17 protein-coding genes are annotated in these 18,103 nt (G+C 69.1%); 12 read left to right on the top strand and 5 right to left on the bottom strand.

All coding sequences use genetic code 11. From position 1 onward, the window contains the following. Nucleotides 1–22 precede the first annotated feature (22 nt). Nucleotides 23–937: an urea ABC transporter permease subunit UrtB gene (gene urtB / locus CGK74_RS03430; RefSeq protein WP_094267103.1), complete on the bottom strand. Its 915-nt coding sequence runs from the start codon at nt 935–937 to the stop codon at nt 23–25. Nucleotides 938–1,021: 84 nt separating this feature from the next. Further along, nucleotides 1,022–2,272 carry an urea ABC transporter substrate-binding protein gene (gene urtA, locus CGK74_RS03425; protein ID WP_094267102.1) on the bottom strand — a complete coding sequence of 417 codons (1,251 nt, stop codon included), beginning with the start codon at nt 2,270–2,272 and terminating at the stop codon, nt 1,022–1,024. Nucleotides 2,273–2,649: 377 nt separating this feature from the next. Here urtA and CGK74_RS03420 point away from each other — a divergent pair, with 377 nt between their 5' ends. Then, nucleotides 2,650–6,132, top strand: a complete 3,483-nt coding sequence (locus tag CGK74_RS03420; protein WP_094267101.1) for an ATP-binding protein — start codon at nt 2,650–2,652, stop codon at nt 6,130–6,132. Next, a complete protein-coding gene (locus CGK74_RS03415) occupies nt 6,104–6,757 on the top strand; it encodes a response regulator transcription factor (RefSeq protein ID WP_094267429.1) in 654 nt (217 codons plus the stop codon). Before CGK74_RS03420 ends, CGK74_RS03415 begins: the two co-directional genes overlap by 29 nt. A gap of 32 nt (nt 6,758–6,789) precedes the next feature. Here the strand turns inward: CGK74_RS03415 and dksA are convergent, their stop codons facing one another. Then, nucleotides 6,790–7,224, bottom strand: coding sequence for an RNA polymerase-binding protein DksA (gene dksA / locus CGK74_RS03410; protein WP_094267100.1), 435 nt, complete (start codon nt 7,222–7,224; stop codon nt 6,790–6,792). A 244-nt stretch (nt 7,225–7,468) separates the two neighbouring features. On the opposite strand from dksA, the gene CGK74_RS03405 reads away from it, so the two are divergent. After that, nucleotides 7,469–8,149 (top strand): class I SAM-dependent methyltransferase, encoded by a 681-nt coding sequence (locus tag CGK74_RS03405; RefSeq protein ID WP_240498604.1) that lies wholly within the window; start codon nt 7,469–7,471, stop codon nt 8,147–8,149. Nucleotides 8,150–8,158: 9 nt separating this feature from the next. On the opposite strand, the gene CGK74_RS03400 is transcribed toward CGK74_RS03405, so the two are convergent. Further along, nucleotides 8,159–9,616 (bottom strand): diguanylate cyclase domain-containing protein, encoded by a 1,458-nt coding sequence (locus CGK74_RS03400; protein ID WP_094267098.1) that lies wholly within the window; start codon nt 9,614–9,616, stop codon nt 8,159–8,161. 233 nt (nt 9,617–9,849) lie between these two features. On the opposite strand from CGK74_RS03400, the gene CGK74_RS03395 reads away from it, so the two are divergent. From CGK74_RS03395 to CGK74_RS03355, 9 genes are read left to right on the top strand one after another with little or no spacing between them, the layout of a single operon-like run. Further along, entirely contained in the window at nt 9,850–10,716 is an 867-nt protein-coding gene (locus CGK74_RS03395; protein ID WP_094267097.1) for an urease accessory protein UreD, read from the top strand. 39 nt (nt 10,717–10,755) lie between these two features. After that, the gene (gene ureA / locus CGK74_RS03390) at nt 10,756–11,058 is read left to right on the top strand and encodes an urease subunit gamma (protein WP_094267096.1); all 303 of its coding nucleotides are present in this window, start codon (nt 10,756–10,758) and stop codon (nt 11,056–11,058) included. Between the two features lie 24 nt (nt 11,059–11,082). Next, nucleotides 11,083–11,391 carry a hypothetical protein gene (locus CGK74_RS03385; RefSeq protein ID WP_094267095.1) on the top strand — a complete coding sequence of 103 codons (309 nt, stop codon included), beginning with the start codon at nt 11,083–11,085 and terminating at the stop codon, nt 11,389–11,391. A 28-nt stretch (nt 11,392–11,419) separates the two neighbouring features. Continuing rightward, on the top strand, nt 11,420–11,728 hold the full coding sequence (locus CGK74_RS03380) for an urease subunit beta (RefSeq protein ID WP_094267094.1): 309 nt from the start codon (nt 11,420–11,422) through the stop codon (nt 11,726–11,728). Beyond that, the gene (gene ureC, locus CGK74_RS03375; RefSeq protein WP_094267093.1) at nt 11,725–13,431 is read left to right on the top strand and encodes an urease subunit alpha; all 1,707 of its coding nucleotides are present in this window, start codon (nt 11,725–11,727) and stop codon (nt 13,429–13,431) included. The genes CGK74_RS03380 and ureC overlap by 4 nt, the downstream gene beginning before the upstream one ends. Nucleotides 13,432–13,449: 18 nt before the next feature. Next, nucleotides 13,450–13,998: an urease accessory protein UreE gene (gene ureE / locus CGK74_RS03370; protein WP_094267092.1), complete on the top strand. Its 549-nt coding sequence runs from the start codon at nt 13,450–13,452 to the stop codon at nt 13,996–13,998. A 2-nt stretch (nt 13,999–14,000) separates the two neighbouring features. After that, nucleotides 14,001–14,720 carry an urease accessory protein UreF gene (locus CGK74_RS03365; RefSeq protein ID WP_094267091.1) on the top strand — a complete coding sequence of 240 codons (720 nt, stop codon included), beginning with the start codon at nt 14,001–14,003 and terminating at the stop codon, nt 14,718–14,720. Continuing rightward, entirely contained in the window at nt 14,717–15,349 is a 633-nt protein-coding gene (gene ureG, locus CGK74_RS03360) for an urease accessory protein UreG (RefSeq protein WP_206186164.1), read from the top strand. The genes CGK74_RS03365 and ureG overlap by 4 nt, the downstream gene beginning before the upstream one ends. 38 nt (nt 15,350–15,387) lie before the next feature. Next, nucleotides 15,388–15,963: a HupE/UreJ family protein gene (locus tag CGK74_RS03355; protein WP_094267089.1), complete on the top strand. Its 576-nt coding sequence runs from the start codon at nt 15,388–15,390 to the stop codon at nt 15,961–15,963. Nucleotides 15,964–16,006: 43 nt separating this feature from the next. Here the strand turns inward: CGK74_RS03355 and CGK74_RS03350 are convergent, their stop codons facing one another. Next, nucleotides 16,007–18,103, bottom strand: a complete 2,097-nt coding sequence (locus CGK74_RS03350) for a methyl-accepting chemotaxis protein (RefSeq protein WP_094267088.1) — start codon at nt 18,101–18,103, stop codon at nt 16,007–16,009.

Below are 18,103 nucleotides of genomic sequence, written 5' to 3'. Positions count from 1 at the left end.
GGTCGTGTCGGTGCCGCCGGACTCAGCGGCGCACCTTGGAGGCGAACAGGCCTTGCGGGCGCAGCATCAGGATGGTCACGATCAGCAGCAGCGTGAGCACCTTGGCCATCGAGCCGGACAGGAAGAACTCGGAGATCGACTGCGTCTGCGCGATGCCGAAGGCCGAGACCACCGTGCCCCACAGGCTGGCTGCGCCGCCGAAGGTCACCACGAGGAAGGCATCGACGATGTAGAGCGAGCCGCTGGTCGGGCCGGTCGAGCCGATGGTGGTGAAGGCGGCCCCGGCCACGCCGGCGATGCCGCAGCCGATAGCGAAGGTGACGCGGTCGGTGCGCGTGGTGTTGATGCCGATCGCGTTGGCCATGCTGCGGTTGGCGACCGTGGCGCGGACCCGCAGGCCCCAGCGTGACTTGTACAGCGCGAGCAGCACGCCGCCGGTGACGACGATGGTGAGGCCGAGCACGAACATGCCGTTGATCGGGATGTCGAGCCCTTCGGCCGGCGACCACGAGCCCATCAGCCAGTCGGGCAGGGTGGGGCTCACTTCCTTCGGCCCGATGATGGTGCGGAAGGCCTGCTGCATGCCCAGGGACAGGCCCCAGGTGGCGAGCAGGGTGTCGAGCGGGCGCTTGTACAGGTGCCGGATCAGCGCCCATTCCGCCAGCCAGCCGAAGGCGAAGGCGACGAGGAAGGCGCACACGATGGCGAACGGGAAGTAGGCCTGGATCAGGCCCGGTGCGTAGCTCTCGGTGAGGCTGGAGAGCAGGAAGATGGTGTAGGCGCCGATGGTCATGAACTCGCCATGCGCCATGTTGATGACGCCCATCTGGCCGAAGATGATCGCCAGGCCAAGACCCATCAGCAGCAGCACCGCGAACAGGCTCAGGCCGGCAAAACCCTGCATCAGGGCGATGTTGTAGATTTCGTCGAACGACATGACGGACCTCCGGAGGGGTGGGCGGAAGGCGGCTGTTAACAGCCGGAAACCGCCGCGGCACACGCCGCGGCGGCCGCGTGGGTCTTACTGGTAGCCCTTGGGGAAGGGGTCCGGAACGATCAGCTCGGGCGATTCCGCCACCACCTTGAAGGTGCCGTCGGCCTGGCCCTGCGCGATGCGGGCCTTGCTGTACAGGTGGTGGTTCTCGTGGATCTTCACGTAGCCCTCGGGTGCGGTCGGCAGCTCGATGCCCGGCGAGGCGGCGACCACCTTGTCCACATCGAAGCTGCCCGCCTTCTCGACCGCCGCCTTCCACAGCCACGGGCCGAGGTAGGCCGCCTGGGTGACGTCGCCGATGACCGACTTGGGTCCGTAGGCTTTCTTGAAGGCCTCGACGAAGGCCTTGTTGTTCTCGTTGTCGAGCGACTGGAAGTACTTCATCGAGGAGTAGAAGCCCTCGAAGTTCTCGCCGCCGATGCCCAGCATCTCGTCCTCGGTCACCGACAGCGTGAGCAGGAACTGCTTGGCGCCGGTGATGCCGGCGGCCTTGAGCTGCTTGTAGAAGGCGACGTTCGATCCGCCCACCACGGCCGCGAAGATGCAGTCGGGCTTGGCGATCTTGATCTTGTTGATCAGCGAGTTGAAGTTGGTGTTGCCGAGCGGGTAGTACTCCTCGCCGACGACCTTGCCGCCCTGGAAGTTCTCGATGTGCTTGCGCGCGATCTTCATCGAGGTACGCGGCCAGATGTAGTCCGAGCCCACCAGGAAGACCTTCTGTGCGCCCTTTTCCTTCTTCGCCCAGTCGAGGCCGTAGAGGATCTGCTGGGTGGCTTCCTGGCCGGTGTAGATGACGTTCTTCGACTGCTCCAGGCCTTCGTAGAAGGTGGGGTAGTAGAGCAGGCCGTTTTCCTTCTCGAAGATCGGCAGCACCGCCTTGCGCGAGGCCGAGGTCCAGCAGCCGAACACGGTGGCGACCTTGTCATTGACCAGCAGCTTGCGCGACTTCTCGGCGAAGGTCGGCCAGTCGGAAGCGCCGTCTTCCTTGATGACGCGGATCTTGCGGCCGAGGATGCCGCCCATCGCGTTGATCTGGTCGATGGCGAGCTGTTCGGCCTGGATGGAGCCGGTCTCGGAGATGGCCATGGTGCCGGTAGCCGAGTGCAGCTGGCCGACCACGACTTCGGTGTCGGTCACGGCCAGGCCGGTGGTGTTGACCTGGGCGGTAGGCAGCGCGGCGGCGTGACCCATGCGGGAAATCGCCAGCGCGAGCGGGAGGGCGGCGGCGCCGAGCATGAACGTACGGCGCGAGGACGAAGGCAGGTGCTTGTCGGACATGGATCGCTCCTTGATGAGTGGGCTGCAACACGAATCTGGCGAGGCGGCGGGCCGGTTTGGCTGAGTGCGTCGTCGTCTCGTTGCGGTGCACAAGCTATCCATCGGGGGCGAAACAGCGAATACGTCAAACGACGTATGGGGATACGCAGGGGGGCTGGTTACCTTCTTGTGCGGCGCACAAGAGGCGCCGGGGGCGAGTCATGCCCGTTGCCGGATGTGGTGCATGCGCCGCGGCGGGCGCCCCGATCTGGTGCGCGCGCGGTCGGCAAGGTGGCGCAGGTGGGGCGGCAGCGGGCGCGCAATGCACCGCGATGGGTGGGAATGCTTCTTGCTGAAGCACCGGGATCGATCCTGACCGCCCTTCATCGCCCACTGCCGTGACCGCCCCTGCCAGCCAGCGCATCATCCACATCCGTCGCGAGTACAACAGCTGGGTCGCCGACGAGACGCTGGAGGACTACGCCTTGCGCTATGCGCCGCGCAGCTTCCGCAAGTGGTCGTTCTCGCGCATTGCCCACACCGCGCTCGGCGCCGTGTCCTTCCTGGCGATGGAGGCCATCGGCGGCACCATCGCGCTGAACTGGGGCTTCACCAATGCGGTGTGGGCGATCGGCCTGGTGGCGCTGGTGATCTTCCTCACCGGCCTGCCGATCAGCTACTACGCCGCGCGCGAAGCGGTGGACATGGACCTGCTGACCCGCGGCGCCGGCTTCGGCTACATCGGCTCGACCATTACCTCGCTGATCTACGCCTCCTTCACCTTCATCTTCTTCGCCATCGAGGCGGCGATCATGGCGCTGGCGCTGGAGCTGTGGTTCGGGTTGCCGCTGCTGTGGGGCTATCTGCTGAGTTCGCTGGCGGTGATTCCGCTGGTGACGCACGGCATCACCTGGATCAGCCGGCTGCAGGCGTGGACGCAGCCGGTGTTCGTGGTGCTGCTGCTGACGCCCTTCCTCGTCGTGCTGCTGCGCGAGCCCGAGCTGTACGCCGCCTTCACTGAGTTCGGTGGCCGCCACGGCAACGACTTCGACTGGCTGGCGGTGGGGGCGGGCTGCACCGTGGCCTTCGCGCTGATCGCGCAGATCGGCGAGCAGGTGGACTTCCTGCGCTTCCTGCCGTCGGCGGGAAAGCGCAACCGCGGGCGCTGGTGGGCCTCGGTGGTGGCGGCGGGGCCGGGCTGGATCATTCCCGGCGCGCTGAAGATGGTCGGCGGTGCCTTCCTCGCCTTCCTCGCGCTGCAGGCGATGGTGCCGCCGGACAAGGCGCTGCAGCCCACGCAGATGTACCTGGCCGGCTTCCAGCACGTGGTCGACGATCCGCGCGCGGCGATCGCGCTCGCCTGCATCTTCGTCATCATCTGCCAGGTCAAGATCAACGTGACCAACGCCTATGCGGGGTCGCTGGCGTGGTCCAATTTCTTCTCGCGCCTCACCCACAGTCACCCGGGGCGGGTGGTGTGGCTGATCTTCAACGTGCTGATCGCGCTCATGCTGATGCTGCTGGGCGTGTTCGAGGCGCTGGAGCACGTGCTGGGCGTGTATGCCAACGTGGCGGTGGCGTGGATCGGCGCGGTGGTGGCCGACCTGGTGGTGAACAAGCCGCTCGGCCTGTCGCCGCGCCACATCGAGTTCAAGCGCGCCTACCTCTACGACGTGAATCCGGTGGGGGTGGGTGCGATGCTGGCGGGCTCGGTGCTGGGCATCATCGCCTTCGGCGGCCACCTGGGGCCGGTGGCGCAGGCCTTCGCGCCCTTCATCTCGCTGCTGACGGCCTTTGCGCTGGCGCCGCTGATCGCGTGGGGCACGCGCGGCCGCTTCTACCTCGCCCGGCCGCGCGAGACGCAATGGCGCGCGGCCGAGCCGTTGCGCTGCGTGGTGTGCGAGAACCACTTCGAGGCCGAGGACATGGCGCAGTGCCCGGCCTACGGTGGCGCCATCTGCTCGCTGTGCTGCACGCTGGAAGCGCGCTGCCGCGACCGCTGCAAACCCGACGCCGGCCTGCTCTCGCGCTTCGCGCCCTTGCTGGCAGGCTGGATGCCGTCGTCGATGTCGGCGCGGGTGGCCCGCCGCGTGAGCCAGTTCGTGATGGTGTTCTTCGTCAGCAGCCTGGTGATCGCCTCGGTCGTGGGCCTGGTGTACCAGCAGGAGCTGCTGGCAGAGCAGGCGGGGGCGACCGATCTGGGGCTGGCCTTCCTGCGCATCTTCGCGGTGCTCGTGCTGCTGGCGGCGGTGGGGGTGTGGTGGCTGGTGCTGGCCAACGAGAGCCGGCGGGTGGCGCAGGAGGAGTCCGAGCGCCAGAACCAGTTGCTGCTGCGCGAGATCGACGCCCACCGTGACACCGACGCCAAGCTGCAGCAGGCCAAGGAGGATGCCGAGGCCGCCAACGCGGCCAAGAGCCGCTACGTGCGCGGCATCAGCCACGAGCTGCGCACGCCGCTCAACACCATCCTCGGCTACTCGCAGATCATGCTGCGCGATACCGACCTGCCGCGGCGCCGGCGTGAGGCGATCTCCACCATCCAGCGCAGCGGCGAACACCTGCTGGCGCTGATCGATGGCCTGCTCGACATCGCCAGCATCGAGGCCGGACGCCTGCAGTTCAACCGCCAGGAGTTCCGTTTCGGCGAATTCCTCGCCCACGTCGAGAAGATGATAGCGCTCGAGGCCGGGCGAAAGGGGCTGGCGTTCCGCACCGAGTTTGCCGGGCGCATGCCCGAGGTCGTGCAGGGCGACACCAGCCGCCTGCGCCAGATCCTGATCAACCTGCTCGCCAACGCGGTGCGCTACACCGAGCGCGGCGAGGTGGTGCTGAAGATCACCTACCAGAGCGAGATCGCGGTGTTCGAGATCCGCGACACCGGCTGCGGCATTCCCGAGGCCGACCTGGAGCGCATCTTCGAGCCCTTCGAGCGCGGCACCGGCAACCAGCCGCCGAGCGCGCCGGGCACTGGCCTGGGCCTTACCATCACGCGCCTGCTGATCGAGCTCGCCGGCGGCCAGCTCACGGTCAGCAGCTCGCCGGGGCGCGGCAGCGTGTTCCGCGTCAAGCTGCATCTGCCGCGGGTGGCGCATCCGCGGGTGGCGACGCGGCCCGAACGTGAGATCCGTGGCTACTTCGGTCCCCGACGCAAGCTGCTGGTCGTCGATGACCAGCCCGCACAGAGCCACCTGATCGCCGACATGCTGCGGCCGCGCGGCTTCCTGGTCGAGGAGTGCGAGCGCCCGGACGAGGCGCTGCGCCAGGTGGAGGCGTTTGCGCCGGACATCGTGTTCCTTGACGTGTCGATGCCGGTGACCGACGGGTGGACGCTGAGCCGCCAGCTGCGCGACGGGGGCTACAGTGGGCCCATCGTCATGGTGTCGGCCAACGCCTACGAGAACCTGCCGGACCGGCGCACCGCCGCGGGCTGCGACGACTTCATCGTCAAGCCGGTGCTGGAGACCGAACTGTTCGCCCGCCTCAGCACCTGGCTGGGACTGGCGTGGATCTATGCGGAGAGTGGCGATACGCCGCCGGTCGATGCGCCGCCGGTCGATGCGCCGGCCGCGCCTGCGGGTGAGCTTGCGGCGCTGCTGCCGGTCCTGCCCGCCGACGACCCCGTGCCCGCCCGTCCCGCGCCACTTGCGCCGGCGGCGCTGTCAGCCCTGTCCGGACACATCCGCGCCGAGCTGCGCGAGTTTGCCGATCTCGGCCACCTGCAGGGCCTGGTGCGTCGCCTCGACGAACTCGAAGCCCTGCACCCCGAACTCCGCGCCCCGCTGGAAACCCTGCGCGCGCTGACCCTGGAGCTGCGCTTTGACACCCTCATCCACACCCTCGATGGAGTCGCCGATGACTGCCCCGATGCCGTCGCTCCGTGAGCGCGAAGTCATCCTGCTGATCGACGACGCACCGGACACGGTGCGCATGATCGCCGAGGCGCTCGACGAGGCCGGCTACACCGTGCTGGTCGCCACCGACGGCGCCACCGCGCTGAAGCGGCTCGAGCGCATCACGCCCGACGCCGTGCTGCTCGACGCCTGCATGCCGGGCATGGACGGCTTCGAGACCTGCCGCCGGCTCAAGCAGGCGCCGGGGATGCGCACCGTGCCGGTGATCTTCATGACGGGGCTGGCGGAGACCGAGCGCCTGGTCGAAGGCTTGTCGGCCGGGGGCATCGACTACCTGGTCAAGCCGGTGGTGCCCGACGAACTGGTGGCGCGCTTGCAGGCGCACCTGCGCGTGGCGCGCGAGATGAATGCGGCGATGCGCGCGCGCGGCGAGGAGGCTGAACCGCCTTCGGCGCTGCTGCCCAATCCGCTGACGCAGCGCGAGATGGACGTGCTGGAGTGGGTTGCGCGCGGCAAGACCAATCGCGACGTGGCGGAAATCCTCGGCATGAGCCCGCGCACGGTAAACAAGCACCTCGAGCACATCTACGAGAAGCTCGGGGTGGAGACCCGCACCGCCGCGGTAGCCCAGTTCGCGCGGCTTGCGCGCGGCTGAGCCGTGGCTCGGGCGCCGGTCGGGCTGGCCGCTCAGCCGCCCTGCATCTTGCGTCGGGCTTCGTGGATCTCCTGCGCTTCGACGCTGAGGGTGGCTGTCGGCCGCGCGAGCAGGCGGGCGATGCCGATCGGCTCGCCGGTGTCCTCGCACCAGCCGTAGCTGCCGTTGTCGATGCGCACCAGGGCCTCGTCGATCTTGTGCAGCAGCTTGCGTTCGCGGTCGCGCACGCGCAGTTCGAGGGTGTGGTCTTCCTCGAGCGAGGCGCGGTCCGAGGGGTCGGGCGTGCTCTCGAACTCCTGCAGGTGCAGCGTCGTGCGGTGGGCGGACTCGAGCAACTGGTCGCGCTCCTCGATCAGCTTGGCGCGGAAGAAGGCCAGTTGCCGGGACGACATGTAGTCATCCAGCGGCGCTTTGCGGATCTCGGCTTCGGTCAGCAGGGCGTCGGGGACGGTGGCAGTTGCGTTCATGGTGCTTCTCCTCCTGACATGCGGCGTGGCGAACGGGGGTTCGTTCGCCGGATGACGTTCTGATCCCAACACCATACACGCGCGCGGCGGCTGAGGGGGCATTTCCGTCCGGGTGTCCGGCACAAAGTCTTGCCGCGCAGCGTCCGATGGGTCTCGCTTTCGATGCCCCAGCCTGCCCCGGGGGCCGTCCTGGAGAGCCGGCGCCCGATGATGCAGGCCGGATGAAGCCCGTAGAATCCTGCGCATGAGTTCCTTTGACGATAGCGCCGATGGCGATTGCGGCCTTGCCGCCTGTCCGGTATGTCGGGCGTCCGCCACGCGCCCGTTCATGCAGGTCGACGGCCGGACCTACCTGCGCTGCAGCGCGTGCGAGGCGACCTTCGTGCCGCCCGCGCAGCGCCCGGCGGCAGAGGTCGAGCGGGCGGAGTACGCGCTGCATCGCAATGATCCTGCCGATGCGGGCTACCGTCGCTTCCTCGACCGGCTTGCGGTGCCGCTGCTTGCCCGGCTGGCGCCGGCGAGTGCGGGGCTGGACTACGGCTGTGGGCCCGGTCCGGCGCTGGCCGACATGCTGCGCGCGGCTGGCCATGCGATGACGCTGTACGACCCCTTCTTCGCGCCGGACCCCGCCGCCCTCGCGCGAACCTACGACTTCGTCACCTGCACCGAGGTGGCCGAGCACTTCCACGACCCGGCCGGCGAGTTCGCCCGCCTCGACGGCCTGCTGCGGCCAGGCGGCTGGCTGGCGGTCATGACCTGCTTCCAGACCGACGATGCGCGCTTCGCGGGCTGGCACTACCGCCGTGATCCGACCCACGTGGTGTTCTACCGCGACGCGACCTTCCGCGTGCTGGCCGACCGCTTCGGCTGGCAGTGCGAGGTGCCGTGCAAGGACGTGGTGCTGATGCGCAAGCCGGGCGGCTGAACGCGGCGCCTAGGCCGGTGCGTCGCTTCGCGGTGTGAACACGGGGAGGGCGATGCTGGCGTGCCGGACCATGCGGTTGCGGCCGAGGCGCTTGGCCTCGTACATGGCGCGGTCGGCATTGCGGATCAGGTCCGTGGCGCTCTCCCCGTCGCGCGGATGCAGCGCCAGGCCGATGCTGGCCGAGACGTGGGCGGTGACGCTGCCGAGGGCATAGGGACGCATGAGCTCGCGCAGCACGTCGTGGCCGATGCGTTCGACCACGCCTTCGTGGGCCAGGTCGGGCAGGATGATGGTGAACTCGTCGCCGCCGAGGCGGGCAATGGTGTCGGTCTCGCGCACGCAGGTCTGCAGGCGCTCGGCGACCTGGCGCAGCAGGGCGTCGCCGGCATCGTGGCCGTAGGCATCGTTCACCGCCTTGAAGCCGTCGAGGTCGATGTACAGCAGGGCCATTGAATGCCGATGACGCCGTGCGCGCATCAGCTCGTGCTCGATCTGGTCCTGGAAGCGGTGGCGGTTGGCGAGGCCGGTGAGCAGGTCGAAGTTGGCGTGGCGCCATTCGAAGAGCTTGTCGTCGTGGGAGGCGCCTGCCAGCAAGGCTGTGGTGGTCGTGATGATCAGCCGCAGCTGCAGGTCCAGCACGGATTCGACCGGCAGCTCGAACAGCGCGATGGGGGCCAGTTCGATGACGCAGGTCAGCAGCGCGACGACGAAGCCGAACAGCACACCACGCAGCAGGCTGGCGACCAGTACCGGCAACACGCTGAGGATGGCGAGTCGCGGGCCGGCCTGACCCAGTTCGGGCAGGGTCACGACGATGAGGGTGAAGCAGGCCGCGGCGACGAGGAGCGCGGTGGCCGAGGCTTCGCCCGGGCGTTCGGCGAAGGCTTCCTTCCAGCGCCGCACGAAGCTTGCTCGACGCGGACCGAGGCGCGCCTGCAGCATCACGATGACCGGGATCAACAGCAGCATGCCCGCAAGGTCGCCGCCCCAGAAGGACAGGAAAACGCCGCCGAGTTCCGCCTGCGGCAGGCTGTCGAAGGGCGGGATGTGCAGCGAGAGGCCGGCCGACATGCAGCTTGCCACCAGCGCGACCACGGTGAAGTGCAGGGCGTCCTTGAGCGAGAAGCGGAACGCTGCCCGTTGCCAGCGCCGCCGCAGGTACAGCCCGGCCGCGCCGTAGACCGCCACCTGCCGCAGCGCCCCGGCGAGGTCGAGCGTCGCCAGCGACACCACGGGAAGATCCGGCAGGCGTACCAGACAGATTGCGATGCAGGCGAGCGGCAACGCGCGCCAGCCACCGATCATGCCGGCGGCGGTGGTCAACCCGGCAGACAGATAGAGCGCGCTGACGTCCGGACGGATCTCGAACAGCGCTGAACCCTGCCATGCCAGCCAGTAGCAGGCCAGCAGCACGCATGCCTGGCTAAGCAGGCCTGGAGTCGGGGCGGGGGGCGTCGGCGGCGTCATGCAAACAGGTCATGCGGGTATGCGACTGAGACTATACGCGCGCCAAAATATCTGTATGGACTGGTAATCCCAAAGTGGGTAGCGATCCGCCATGCACCGCGCTGGTGCAACCAGCCAGGCGCCGGGTGCCCCGCGCCGGTGCGTATGGCCGCATCGTGACTGGGCGGCATGTCCGATTTCCCGGGATTTGCACCGGATGGCAGCGCTGGCCCGCATTTTGCTGATACCGGCGCATGAACGCGCTTGTCGCCCCCTTCGCCGATCCCGCCTGCGCCCGAGCACCGCGGGGCTGGCGTGCGGACCTGTCGCTGGCCTATGCCCGCCGCGGTGAACGGAGCGTGCTCGTCCGCCGCAGCCATGTCGGGCCGCTCGTCGTGCAGCGGCCGCTCTATCCGGAAGGCGACGCCGTCTGCCACACCATCCTGGTCCATCCGCCGGCGGGCATTGCCGGTGGCGACAGTCTGCAGGTAACGGTGCAGGTGGACGATGGCGCCCATGCCTTGCTGACCACACCGGGCGCGGGCAAGTGGTACCGCAGTGCCGGCGCGCCGGGGTCCCTCGTGCAGCGCATCGCAGTGGCCGCGGGCGGCGTTTGCGAGTGGCTGCCGCAGGAGAGCATCGTCCAGGACGGCGCGCTGGGCGAGCTGGCGACCGAGGTGAGCCTGCAGGGCGACGCCTGCTTCATCGGCAGCGAGATGTTGTGCTTTGGCCGCACGGCCGCCGGTGAGCGCTTCGGCCGCGGTGAGATGGCGATGCGCATCCGCATCGAGCGCGATGGTCGCCCGCAGTGGCTGGAGCGCGGCGTGCTGCGCGGCGGCGATGCGCTGCTGGGCGCGGCCGTGGGGCTGCAGGGGCAGCCGGTCAGCGGCAGTTTCGTCGTCGCCTCGCCGCGCTGCAATGCGGACCTGCTGGCGGCGTGGCGCGACATCGTGCCCGCGGCCGGCGAAGGCGGCGTGACCCTGTTGCCCGGCCTGCTGATGGCGCGCTGGCTGGGGCCGGCCTGCGAACCCGGGCGCGAATGGTTTGCCCGCCTGTGGGCGAGCGTGCGGCCGGCGGTCGCCGGGCGGGCGGCGCAGACCCCACGCATCTGGAATACCTGATCAACCCGTTGGCGGCGCGCTGGCGCTGCGGAGGACACGATGGAACTGAGCCCACGCGAGAAGGACAAGCTACTGATCTTCACCGCCGGTCTGCTGGCCGAGCGTCGCCGCGCTCGCGGCCTGCGTCTCAACTATCCCGAGGCGGTCGCCTTCATCACCTGCGCGATTCTCGAAGGCGCGCGCGACGGCCGCACGGTAGCCGAGCTGATGAGCCACGGCGCCACCCTGCTGACGCGGGACGACGTGATGGATGGGGTGGCCGAGATGATCCCCGATATCCAGGTCGAGGCGACCTTTCCGGATGGCACCAAGCTGGTCACGGTGCACAACCCGATCGTGTGACTTCAATCAGGTGGCATAAGCGAAATGAGCGAAGCCGAACTCGAGACTGCGCGCCTGCTGGCGCGCTTCAAGCTGATGGTGCGCCGCAGCCTGGATCGCAGCGTCAACCTCGCCGCGATGCAGGCCGACCCGGCGCAGGCGGCGGCAGTGCTGGACGAGATCGAGGAACTCGCGGATGACGAGGAACTGCTGACGATGGTGGTGCGCCTGCGCGAACGCCTGCTGGCGCCCGCGGCGGAAGCCCCGGTGGAGCTGCTCCCCGAAACCGAGGTGCCGGCCGCAGTCACGCGCCCGGCAGTACGCGACTACCGTTTCGGCGCCCGCGGCGGTTGAACGCCCGATGCCAACGCAGGAGAAAAGGATGATTCCCGGAGAACTCATGCCGCGCGACGGCGACATCGAACTCAACGCGGGCCGCGCCACGCTGACGCTGGTGGTGAGCAACACCGGCGACCGGCCGATTCAGGTCGGTTCGCACTACCACTTTTCCGAGACCAACTCGGCGCTGGCCTTCGACCGCGCGGCGGCGCGCGGCTTCCGGCTGAACATCGCCGCCGGCACTGCGGTGCGCTTCGAGCCGGGACAGTCGCGCACCATCGAGCTGGTGGCGCTGGGCGGCGAGTGCGAAGTCTATGGCTTCAACGGTCTCGTGATGGGAGCGCTGGAATGAGCACGATCTCGCGCCGCGCGTATGCGGAGATGTTCGGCCCCACGGTGGGCGACAAGGTCCGGCTGGCCGACACCGAGCTGGTGATCGAGGTTGAAAGGGACCACACGATCTACGGCGAGGAGGTGAAGTTCGGCGGCGGCAAGGTGATTCGCGACGGCATGGGGCAGGGCCAGGGCGTCTCGGCCGACGTGGCGGACACCATCATCACCAACGCGTTGATCGTCGATGCGGTGACCGGCATCGTGAAGGCCGACGTCGGCCTGAAGGACGGGCGCATCTGGAAGATCGGCAAGGGCGGCAACCCGGACATCCAGCCCGGGGTGACGATCCCGATCGGCGCCGGCACCGAGGTGATCGCCGGCGAGGGCATGATCCTGACCGCGGGCGGCATCGACAGCCACATCCACTGGATCTGCCCGCAGCAGATCGACGAGGCGCTGATGTCGGGCGTCACCACCATGCTCGGCGGCGGCACCGGGCCGGCGACCGGCACCTATGCCACCACCTGCACGCCGGGGCCGTGGCACATTCACCGCATGCTGGAGGCGGCCGAGGCGTTCCCGATGAACATGGGCTTCTTCGGCAAGGGCAACGCCAGCCTGCCGGCGCCGCTGAAGGAGCAGGTGGCGGCCGGCGTGATCGGCCTCAAGCTGCACGAGGACTGGGGCACGACGCCGGCGGCGATCGACAACTGCCTGAACGTGGCGGACGAGATGGACATCCAGGTCGCCATCCATTCCGACACGCTCAACGAGTCCGGCTTCGTCGAGACCACGCTGGCGGCCTTCAAGGGGCGCACCATCCACACCTTCCACACCGAGGGCGCGGGTGGCGGCCATGCGCCGGACATTATCAAGGCGATCAGCCGGCCCAACGTGCTGCCGTCTTCGACCAATCCGACGCGGCCCTACACCATCAACACCATCGACGAGCATCTCGACATGCTGATGGTGTGCCACCACCTCGACCCCGCCATTGCCGAGGACGTGGCCTTCGCCGAATCGCGCATCCGGCGCGAGACCATCGCCGCGGAGGACATCCTGCACGACACCGGCGCGTTCTCGATGATGTCGTCGGACTCGCAGGCCATGGGCCGCGTCGGCGAAGTGGTGATCCGCACCTGGCAGACCGCGCACAAGATGAAGCTGCAACGAGGTCCGCTGCCGCAGGACGCCGGTAGCGGCAACGACAATTTCCGCGTGCGGCGCTATATCGCCAAGTACACGATCAACCCGGCGATCACGCATGGCATCGCACACGAGGTGGGCTCGATCGAGCCCGGCAAGCTCGCCGATCTGGTGCTGTGGCGGCCGGCCTTCTTCGGCGTCAAGCCGAGCCTGATCCTGAAGGGCGGCATGATCGCCGCCGCGGCGATGGGCGACCCCAACGCCTCGATCCCGACGCCGCAGCCGGTGCATTACCGGCCGATGTTCGGCAGCTTCGGCAAGGCGCTGAAGACCTCGGTGACGTTCGTGTCGCAGGCCGCGCTGGGCAACCCCGCGATCGCGGCGCTCGGCCTGCAGAAGCGGCTGGTGGCGGTGAAGGGCTGCCGCACGGTGACGAAGGCCGACATGGTGCTCAACGACGCCACGCCGACGATCGAGGTCGATCCCGAGACCTACGTCGTGCTCGCCGACGGCGAGCACCTCACCTGCGAACCGGCCGAGGTGCTGCCGATGGCGCAGCGCTATTTCCTGTTCTGACCGAATTCTGGACGCATCATGCCGATCAACAACGAAATGCTCGAAGACTTCGTCATGCCCGACGCCGCGCCGGCGGTGCTGCTGATCGAGGCCCTCTACGACGGCGGCGCGCCGGCGACCGAGGTGCTCGAGCTGGATTTCAGCACACGCACCAAGAGCCGCCTGCGCGCGCGACTCGCCTCCGGCGTCGAGGCCGGCTTGTTCCTGCCGCGCGGCACCATCCTGCGCGGCGGCCAGAAGCTGCAGTCGCGCGACGGCCGCATCGTCGAGGTACGTTCGGCGCCGGAAGACCTGCTCGAGACGCGCTGCGCGTCCTCGTTGGCGCTGGCGCGTGCCGCCTACCACCTCGGCAACCGCCACGTCGCCGTGCAGGTCGGGCGCGACGCCGGCGGCGACTGGCTGCGCATCCAGGCCGACCATGTGCTCGAGGGCATGCTGGTCGGGCTCGGGGCGCTGGTCAGCAGCCTGCGCGCGCCCTTCGAGCCGGAGGCCGGCGCCTATGCGCATGGCCACCAGCATCCGGGCGATGGCAGCGGCGCGCGCATCCACCTGATGGCGGGTCATTGAACATGCCGGTCGGCGCCACCCCGCTTGCAGCCGGTGCCGGGCTGCTGCCGCTGGTGCGCCTGCTGCAACTGGCCAGTCCGGCGCTGCCGGTGGGCGCCTACACCTACTCGCAAGGCCTGGAGTGGGCGGTGGAGAGCGGCACGGTGCGCACCGAGGCGGAAGCCGCGGCCTGGATCGGCGACCTGCTGCAGTGGAGCCTGGCGCGCTTCGAGGCGCCGCTGCTGGCCTGTCAGCTTGCGGCCTGGACGGCGGGCGATGACGTCGAGGTGGCGCGCCTGAACGGCGATTTCCTCGCCAGCCGCGAGACCGCCGAGCTGCGTGCCGAGACGGTGCAGATGGGCTGGTCGCTGGTGAAGCTGCTGGCCGAACTGGAGGCCTTCGCCGCCTTGCCCGGCTGGCGCGCACGCCTGCTGGCAATCGACACACCGTGCTTTCCCACCGCCTGGTCGGCGGCGGCTGCCGCCTGGCAGGTGCCGGTCGATCAGGCGCTGGCGGCCTACCTGTGGGCCTGGGCCGAGAACCAGGTCATGGCGGCGGTGAAGGCGGTGCCGCTGGGCCAGAGCGCGGGCCAGCGCCTGCTGGCCGCACTCGGCCAGCGCATCCCGCAGTTGGTCGGCGCCGCGTGCAGCCTGCCCGAAGCGCAGTGGAGCAACTACACCCCGGGGCTGGCGATCGCCAGCAGCCGGCACGAAACCCAATACACGAGGCTGTTCAGATCATGAGCATGAGCATTTCCGATCACCGCGGCCCGCTGCGCGTCGGCATCGGCGGGCCGGTCGGCTCCGGCAAGACCGCGCTGACGCTGGCGCTGTGCCTGGCGCTGCGCGACCGGTACAACATCGCCGTCGTCACCAACGACATCTACACCGCCGAGGACGCCCAGTTCCTGGTGCGCAATGAGGCACTGGCGCCCGAGCGCATCATCGGCGTCGAGACTGGCGGCTGCCCGCACACCGCGATCCGCGAGGACGCGTCGATCAATCTCGAGGCGGTCGATCGGCTCAACATGCGCTTTCCCGGACTGGACATCATCTTCGTCGAGTCCGGCGGCGACAACCTGGCGGCGACCTTCTCGCCCGAGCTGTCCGACCTGACGATCTACGTCATCGACGTGTCGGCCGGCGACAAGATCCCGCGCAAGGGCGGCCCCGGCATCACCCGCAGCGATCTGCTGGTGATCAACAAGATCGACCTCGCCCCGCTGGTGGGTGCCTCGCTCGAGGTCATGGACCGCGATGCGCGCAGGATGCGCGGCACGCGCCCCTTCATCTTCTCCAACCAGAAGACGGGGCAGGGGCTTGCCGATATCATCGACTTCATCGAGCGTCAGGGCATGCTGGTCGCTGCCTGAGCCGCCGCGCGCAACATTCATCTGCAGGAGAAAACACCATGAAGACCCGCTCCGCGCTTGCCGCTGTCGTCCTCGCCACCGCATCGGGCGCCGCGCTCGCCCACCCCGGCCACGAATCGGCCAGCTTCTTCACCGGCTTCACCCACCCGCTGGGCGGCCTCGACCACCTGCTGGCGATGCTGGCCGTCGGTCTGTATGCCGCGCGCCAGCCCGGCGCCACGCGCTGGATGCTGCCCGCCGGCTTCGTGCTGGCGATGCTTGCCGGCGCCGGCCTGGGCGCGATCGGGGTGGCGCTGCCGGCGGTGGAGGCGGGCATCGCTGCCTCGATGCTGGTGTTCGGTCTGTTGATCGCGCTTGCCGCGCGCCTGCCGCTGACTGTCAGCCTGCCGCTGGTTGCGGCCTTCGCGCTGTTCCACGGCCATGCCCACCATGCCGAGATGGGCGGTGCCAGCCTCGTGACCTACGCGGCAGGCTTTGCGCTCGCCACTGCGCTGCTGCACGGCGCGGGCTACGCAATTGCGCGCTGGATGCCCGAAACGCGCGTCGGCAACGCGATCAAGCGTGTCGCCGGCCTGTTGGTGGCGGGCGTGGGCGGCGCGATGCTAGGCGCCTGATTGAACGGTGCAGGCGGGGCCGATCGCGCCCCGCCTGCACGCATCACGCCGTGCGGAACTTGCCTGACAGTTCCGCCAGCCCCATCGCCAGGCGCTGCAGGCCGAAGGCCGCCTCGTCGGTCTGGCGTGAGGTGGCGACCATCTCGTCCGTGCCTTGCGACACATGCTCCACGCGGCCGGCGATCTCGCGCGCCGCTGCGGCCTGCTCCTGCAGCGCGAGGGTGATGGCATCCACTGCCTCGGTGACCTGCGTGCTGCCCTGGCGCATCTCGTGCAGTTCGTCCCCCGCGCGCGACGCGAGCGCCACGCCGGCCTGAACCCGCGACACGCCATGGTCCATGCTGCTGCCGGCGGCGCTGGCCTTGGCCTGGATGGGGCCGATCATCGAAGAGATCTGAACGGTGGCCGAGCTGGTGCGCTCGGCGAGCTTGCGCACCTCGTCGGCGACGACGGCGAAGCCGCGACCCTGCTCGCCCGCACGCGCCGCCTCGATGGCGGCGTTGAGTGCCAGCAGGTTGGTTTGGTCGGCGATCTCGCGGATCACGGTCACGATGGCCGAGATCTCGCCCACCTGGCCTTCGAGTTCGCGGATGCTTGACGCGGTCTCGGACACCGAGCTGGCGATCCGGTGCATCTCGTCGATGGTCTCGCGGATGATGCGGGTGCTTTCCTCCGAGCGCCGTGCCGAATCCAGCGTCACGGTGCGGGCTTCGCTCGCATTCGACTCGACCTGGTCAATCGACACCGACAGCTGCTGGACCGACGCGGCCATGCTGTTGGTGGCCGCCGCCTGCTGTTCGGCCGTACCCGAGACGTTCGCCGAGGCGGCGCCGAGTTCGCGTGACTGCCGCGACAGCTCGTCCATGTTGTGCCGTAGCTCGCCGATGACCTCCTGCAGGTTGTTGCGCATGATGCTCATCTGCGCGAGCAGCTGACCGATCTCGTCCTCGCCGTCGACGGCCACCGGTCGGGCGAGGTTGCCAGCGGCGATCGCCTGCGCGGCTTCGCCCGCAGCGGCGAAGCCGCGCTTGAGGCGGCGCAGCACGCTCCAGCCCATCAGGGTGCCGACGCTGACGCCGAGGCCGAACAGGATCGTGTAGATGATGAACTCGCGCTCCTGCCGATCCTCCATCAGCCGCATCTCGGCCGCGGCCTTCGCGGCGTGGTGCTCGCGCAGGGTGGCGAGCGCGGCGTGGGTGGCAGCGCCCTCGGTGCGCCGGGCGTCGAGCAGGGCCTGCAGCGCAGCCGTGCCGGTGTCGCCGGCGCGGATGCGTTCGGCGACGCTGTCGAGCTTGCGCCACCAGGCCTGCAGGGGTTCTTCGAACGCGCGGGCCTGCGCCTGTTCCTCCGGCGCGGTCGCGATCCGGCCGTATTCGGCCCAGCCGCCCTCGAGTTCGGCGCGGTTCGCGCGTGCGGCGTCGAGTTGCTGCTCCGTGGCGGCTTGCAGGCCGCCGGGCGCGGCCTGCATCGCCAGCAGTAAGGCGGTGTGGCCGACATCCAGATGCTCCGCGAGGGTGCCGAGCTGGAGTGCCGGGATCATGTTGTCGCTGTAGATGCGGTCCAGACTGTCGCGGGCCTGCATCAGGCCGTACACGCCGAGGGCGATCGACAGGTAGAAGAGCGCGGTGGCGAAGCTTGCCCAGGCCCAGAAGCGGTGCGAGATCCGCACGCGCTGCCACTGCTGGCGCAGCGTTGCGAGTGCCCCGCGGCGGACGACGCTGCCTTCGTGCAGTGCCAGCGATGCGTCCTTGCGCATGCGTGCGTACAGCGCTTCGGCGGCGGTGATTTCCTGCGCGCTCGGCGCGGTGCGCACCGAATGGTAGCCGCCGCCCGGCAGCGGATTGGCATTGGCCCGCACCCAGTAGTGGTCGCCATCCTTGCGCCGGTTCTTGACCAGCCCGCTCCACGGGCGGCCGCGCTTGAGCGTCGCCCACATGTCGCGGAAGGCCTCGGCGGGCATGTCGGGGTGCCGCACCAGGTTGTGCGGCTGGCCCATCAACTCCTCGCGTGCAAAACCGGAGATGCTGACGAAGGCGTCGTTGGCGTACTCGATGCGCCCCTTGGCGTCGGTTCGCGTGACGATCGTCGTGCCCTCCGGGACGGGCACATTGCGTTGAGTCACGGGCAAGTTGCTGCGCAT

This window comes from Thauera propionica (assembly GCF_002245655.1).
GTDB classification, from domain to species: Bacteria; Pseudomonadota; Gammaproteobacteria; order Burkholderiales; family Rhodocyclaceae; genus Thauera; species Thauera propionica.
This window is presented reverse-complemented; position numbering and strand designations above follow the sequence as displayed.

Coding starts and splice junctions, on each gene's coding strand:
- CGK74_RS03405 (WP_240498604.1), top strand. CDS start 7,469: ATGAGTTCCTTTGACGATAGCGCCGATGGCGATTGCGGCCTTGCCGCC.
- CGK74_RS03415 (WP_094267429.1), top strand. CDS start 6,104: ATGACTGCCCCGATGCCGTCGCTCCGTGAGCGCGAAGTCATCCTGCTG.
- CGK74_RS03400 (WP_094267098.1), bottom strand. CDS start 9,616: ATGACGCCGCCGACGCCCCCCGCCCCGACTCCAGGCCTGCTTAGCCAG.
- ureC (WP_094267093.1), top strand. CDS start 11,725: ATGAGCACGATCTCGCGCCGCGCGTATGCGGAGATGTTCGGCCCCACG.
- CGK74_RS03350 (WP_094267088.1), bottom strand. CDS start 18,103: ATGCGCAGCAACTTGCCCGTGACTCAACGCAATGTGCCCGTCCCGGAG.
- urtA (WP_094267102.1), bottom strand. CDS start 2,272: ATGTCCGACAAGCACCTGCCTTCGTCCTCGCGCCGTACGTTCATGCTC.
- urtB (WP_094267103.1), bottom strand. CDS start 937: ATGTCGTTCGACGAAATCTACAACATCGCCCTGATGCAGGGTTTTGCC.
- CGK74_RS03385 (WP_094267095.1), top strand. CDS start 11,083: ATGAGCGAAGCCGAACTCGAGACTGCGCGCCTGCTGGCGCGCTTCAAG.
- CGK74_RS03355 (WP_094267089.1), top strand. CDS start 15,388: ATGAAGACCCGCTCCGCGCTTGCCGCTGTCGTCCTCGCCACCGCATCG.
- ureA (WP_094267096.1), top strand. CDS start 10,756: ATGGAACTGAGCCCACGCGAGAAGGACAAGCTACTGATCTTCACCGCC.
- ureE (WP_094267092.1), top strand. CDS start 13,450: ATGCCGATCAACAACGAAATGCTCGAAGACTTCGTCATGCCCGACGCC.
- dksA (WP_094267100.1), bottom strand. CDS start 7,224: ATGAACGCAACTGCCACCGTCCCCGACGCCCTGCTGACCGAAGCCGAG.
- CGK74_RS03380 (WP_094267094.1), top strand. CDS start 11,420: ATGATTCCCGGAGAACTCATGCCGCGCGACGGCGACATCGAACTCAAC.
- CGK74_RS03365 (WP_094267091.1), top strand. CDS start 14,001: ATGCCGGTCGGCGCCACCCCGCTTGCAGCCGGTGCCGGGCTGCTGCCG.
- ureG (WP_206186164.1), top strand. CDS start 14,717: ATGAGCATGAGCATTTCCGATCACCGCGGCCCGCTGCGCGTCGGCATC.
- CGK74_RS03395 (WP_094267097.1), top strand. CDS start 9,850: ATGAACGCGCTTGTCGCCCCCTTCGCCGATCCCGCCTGCGCCCGAGCA.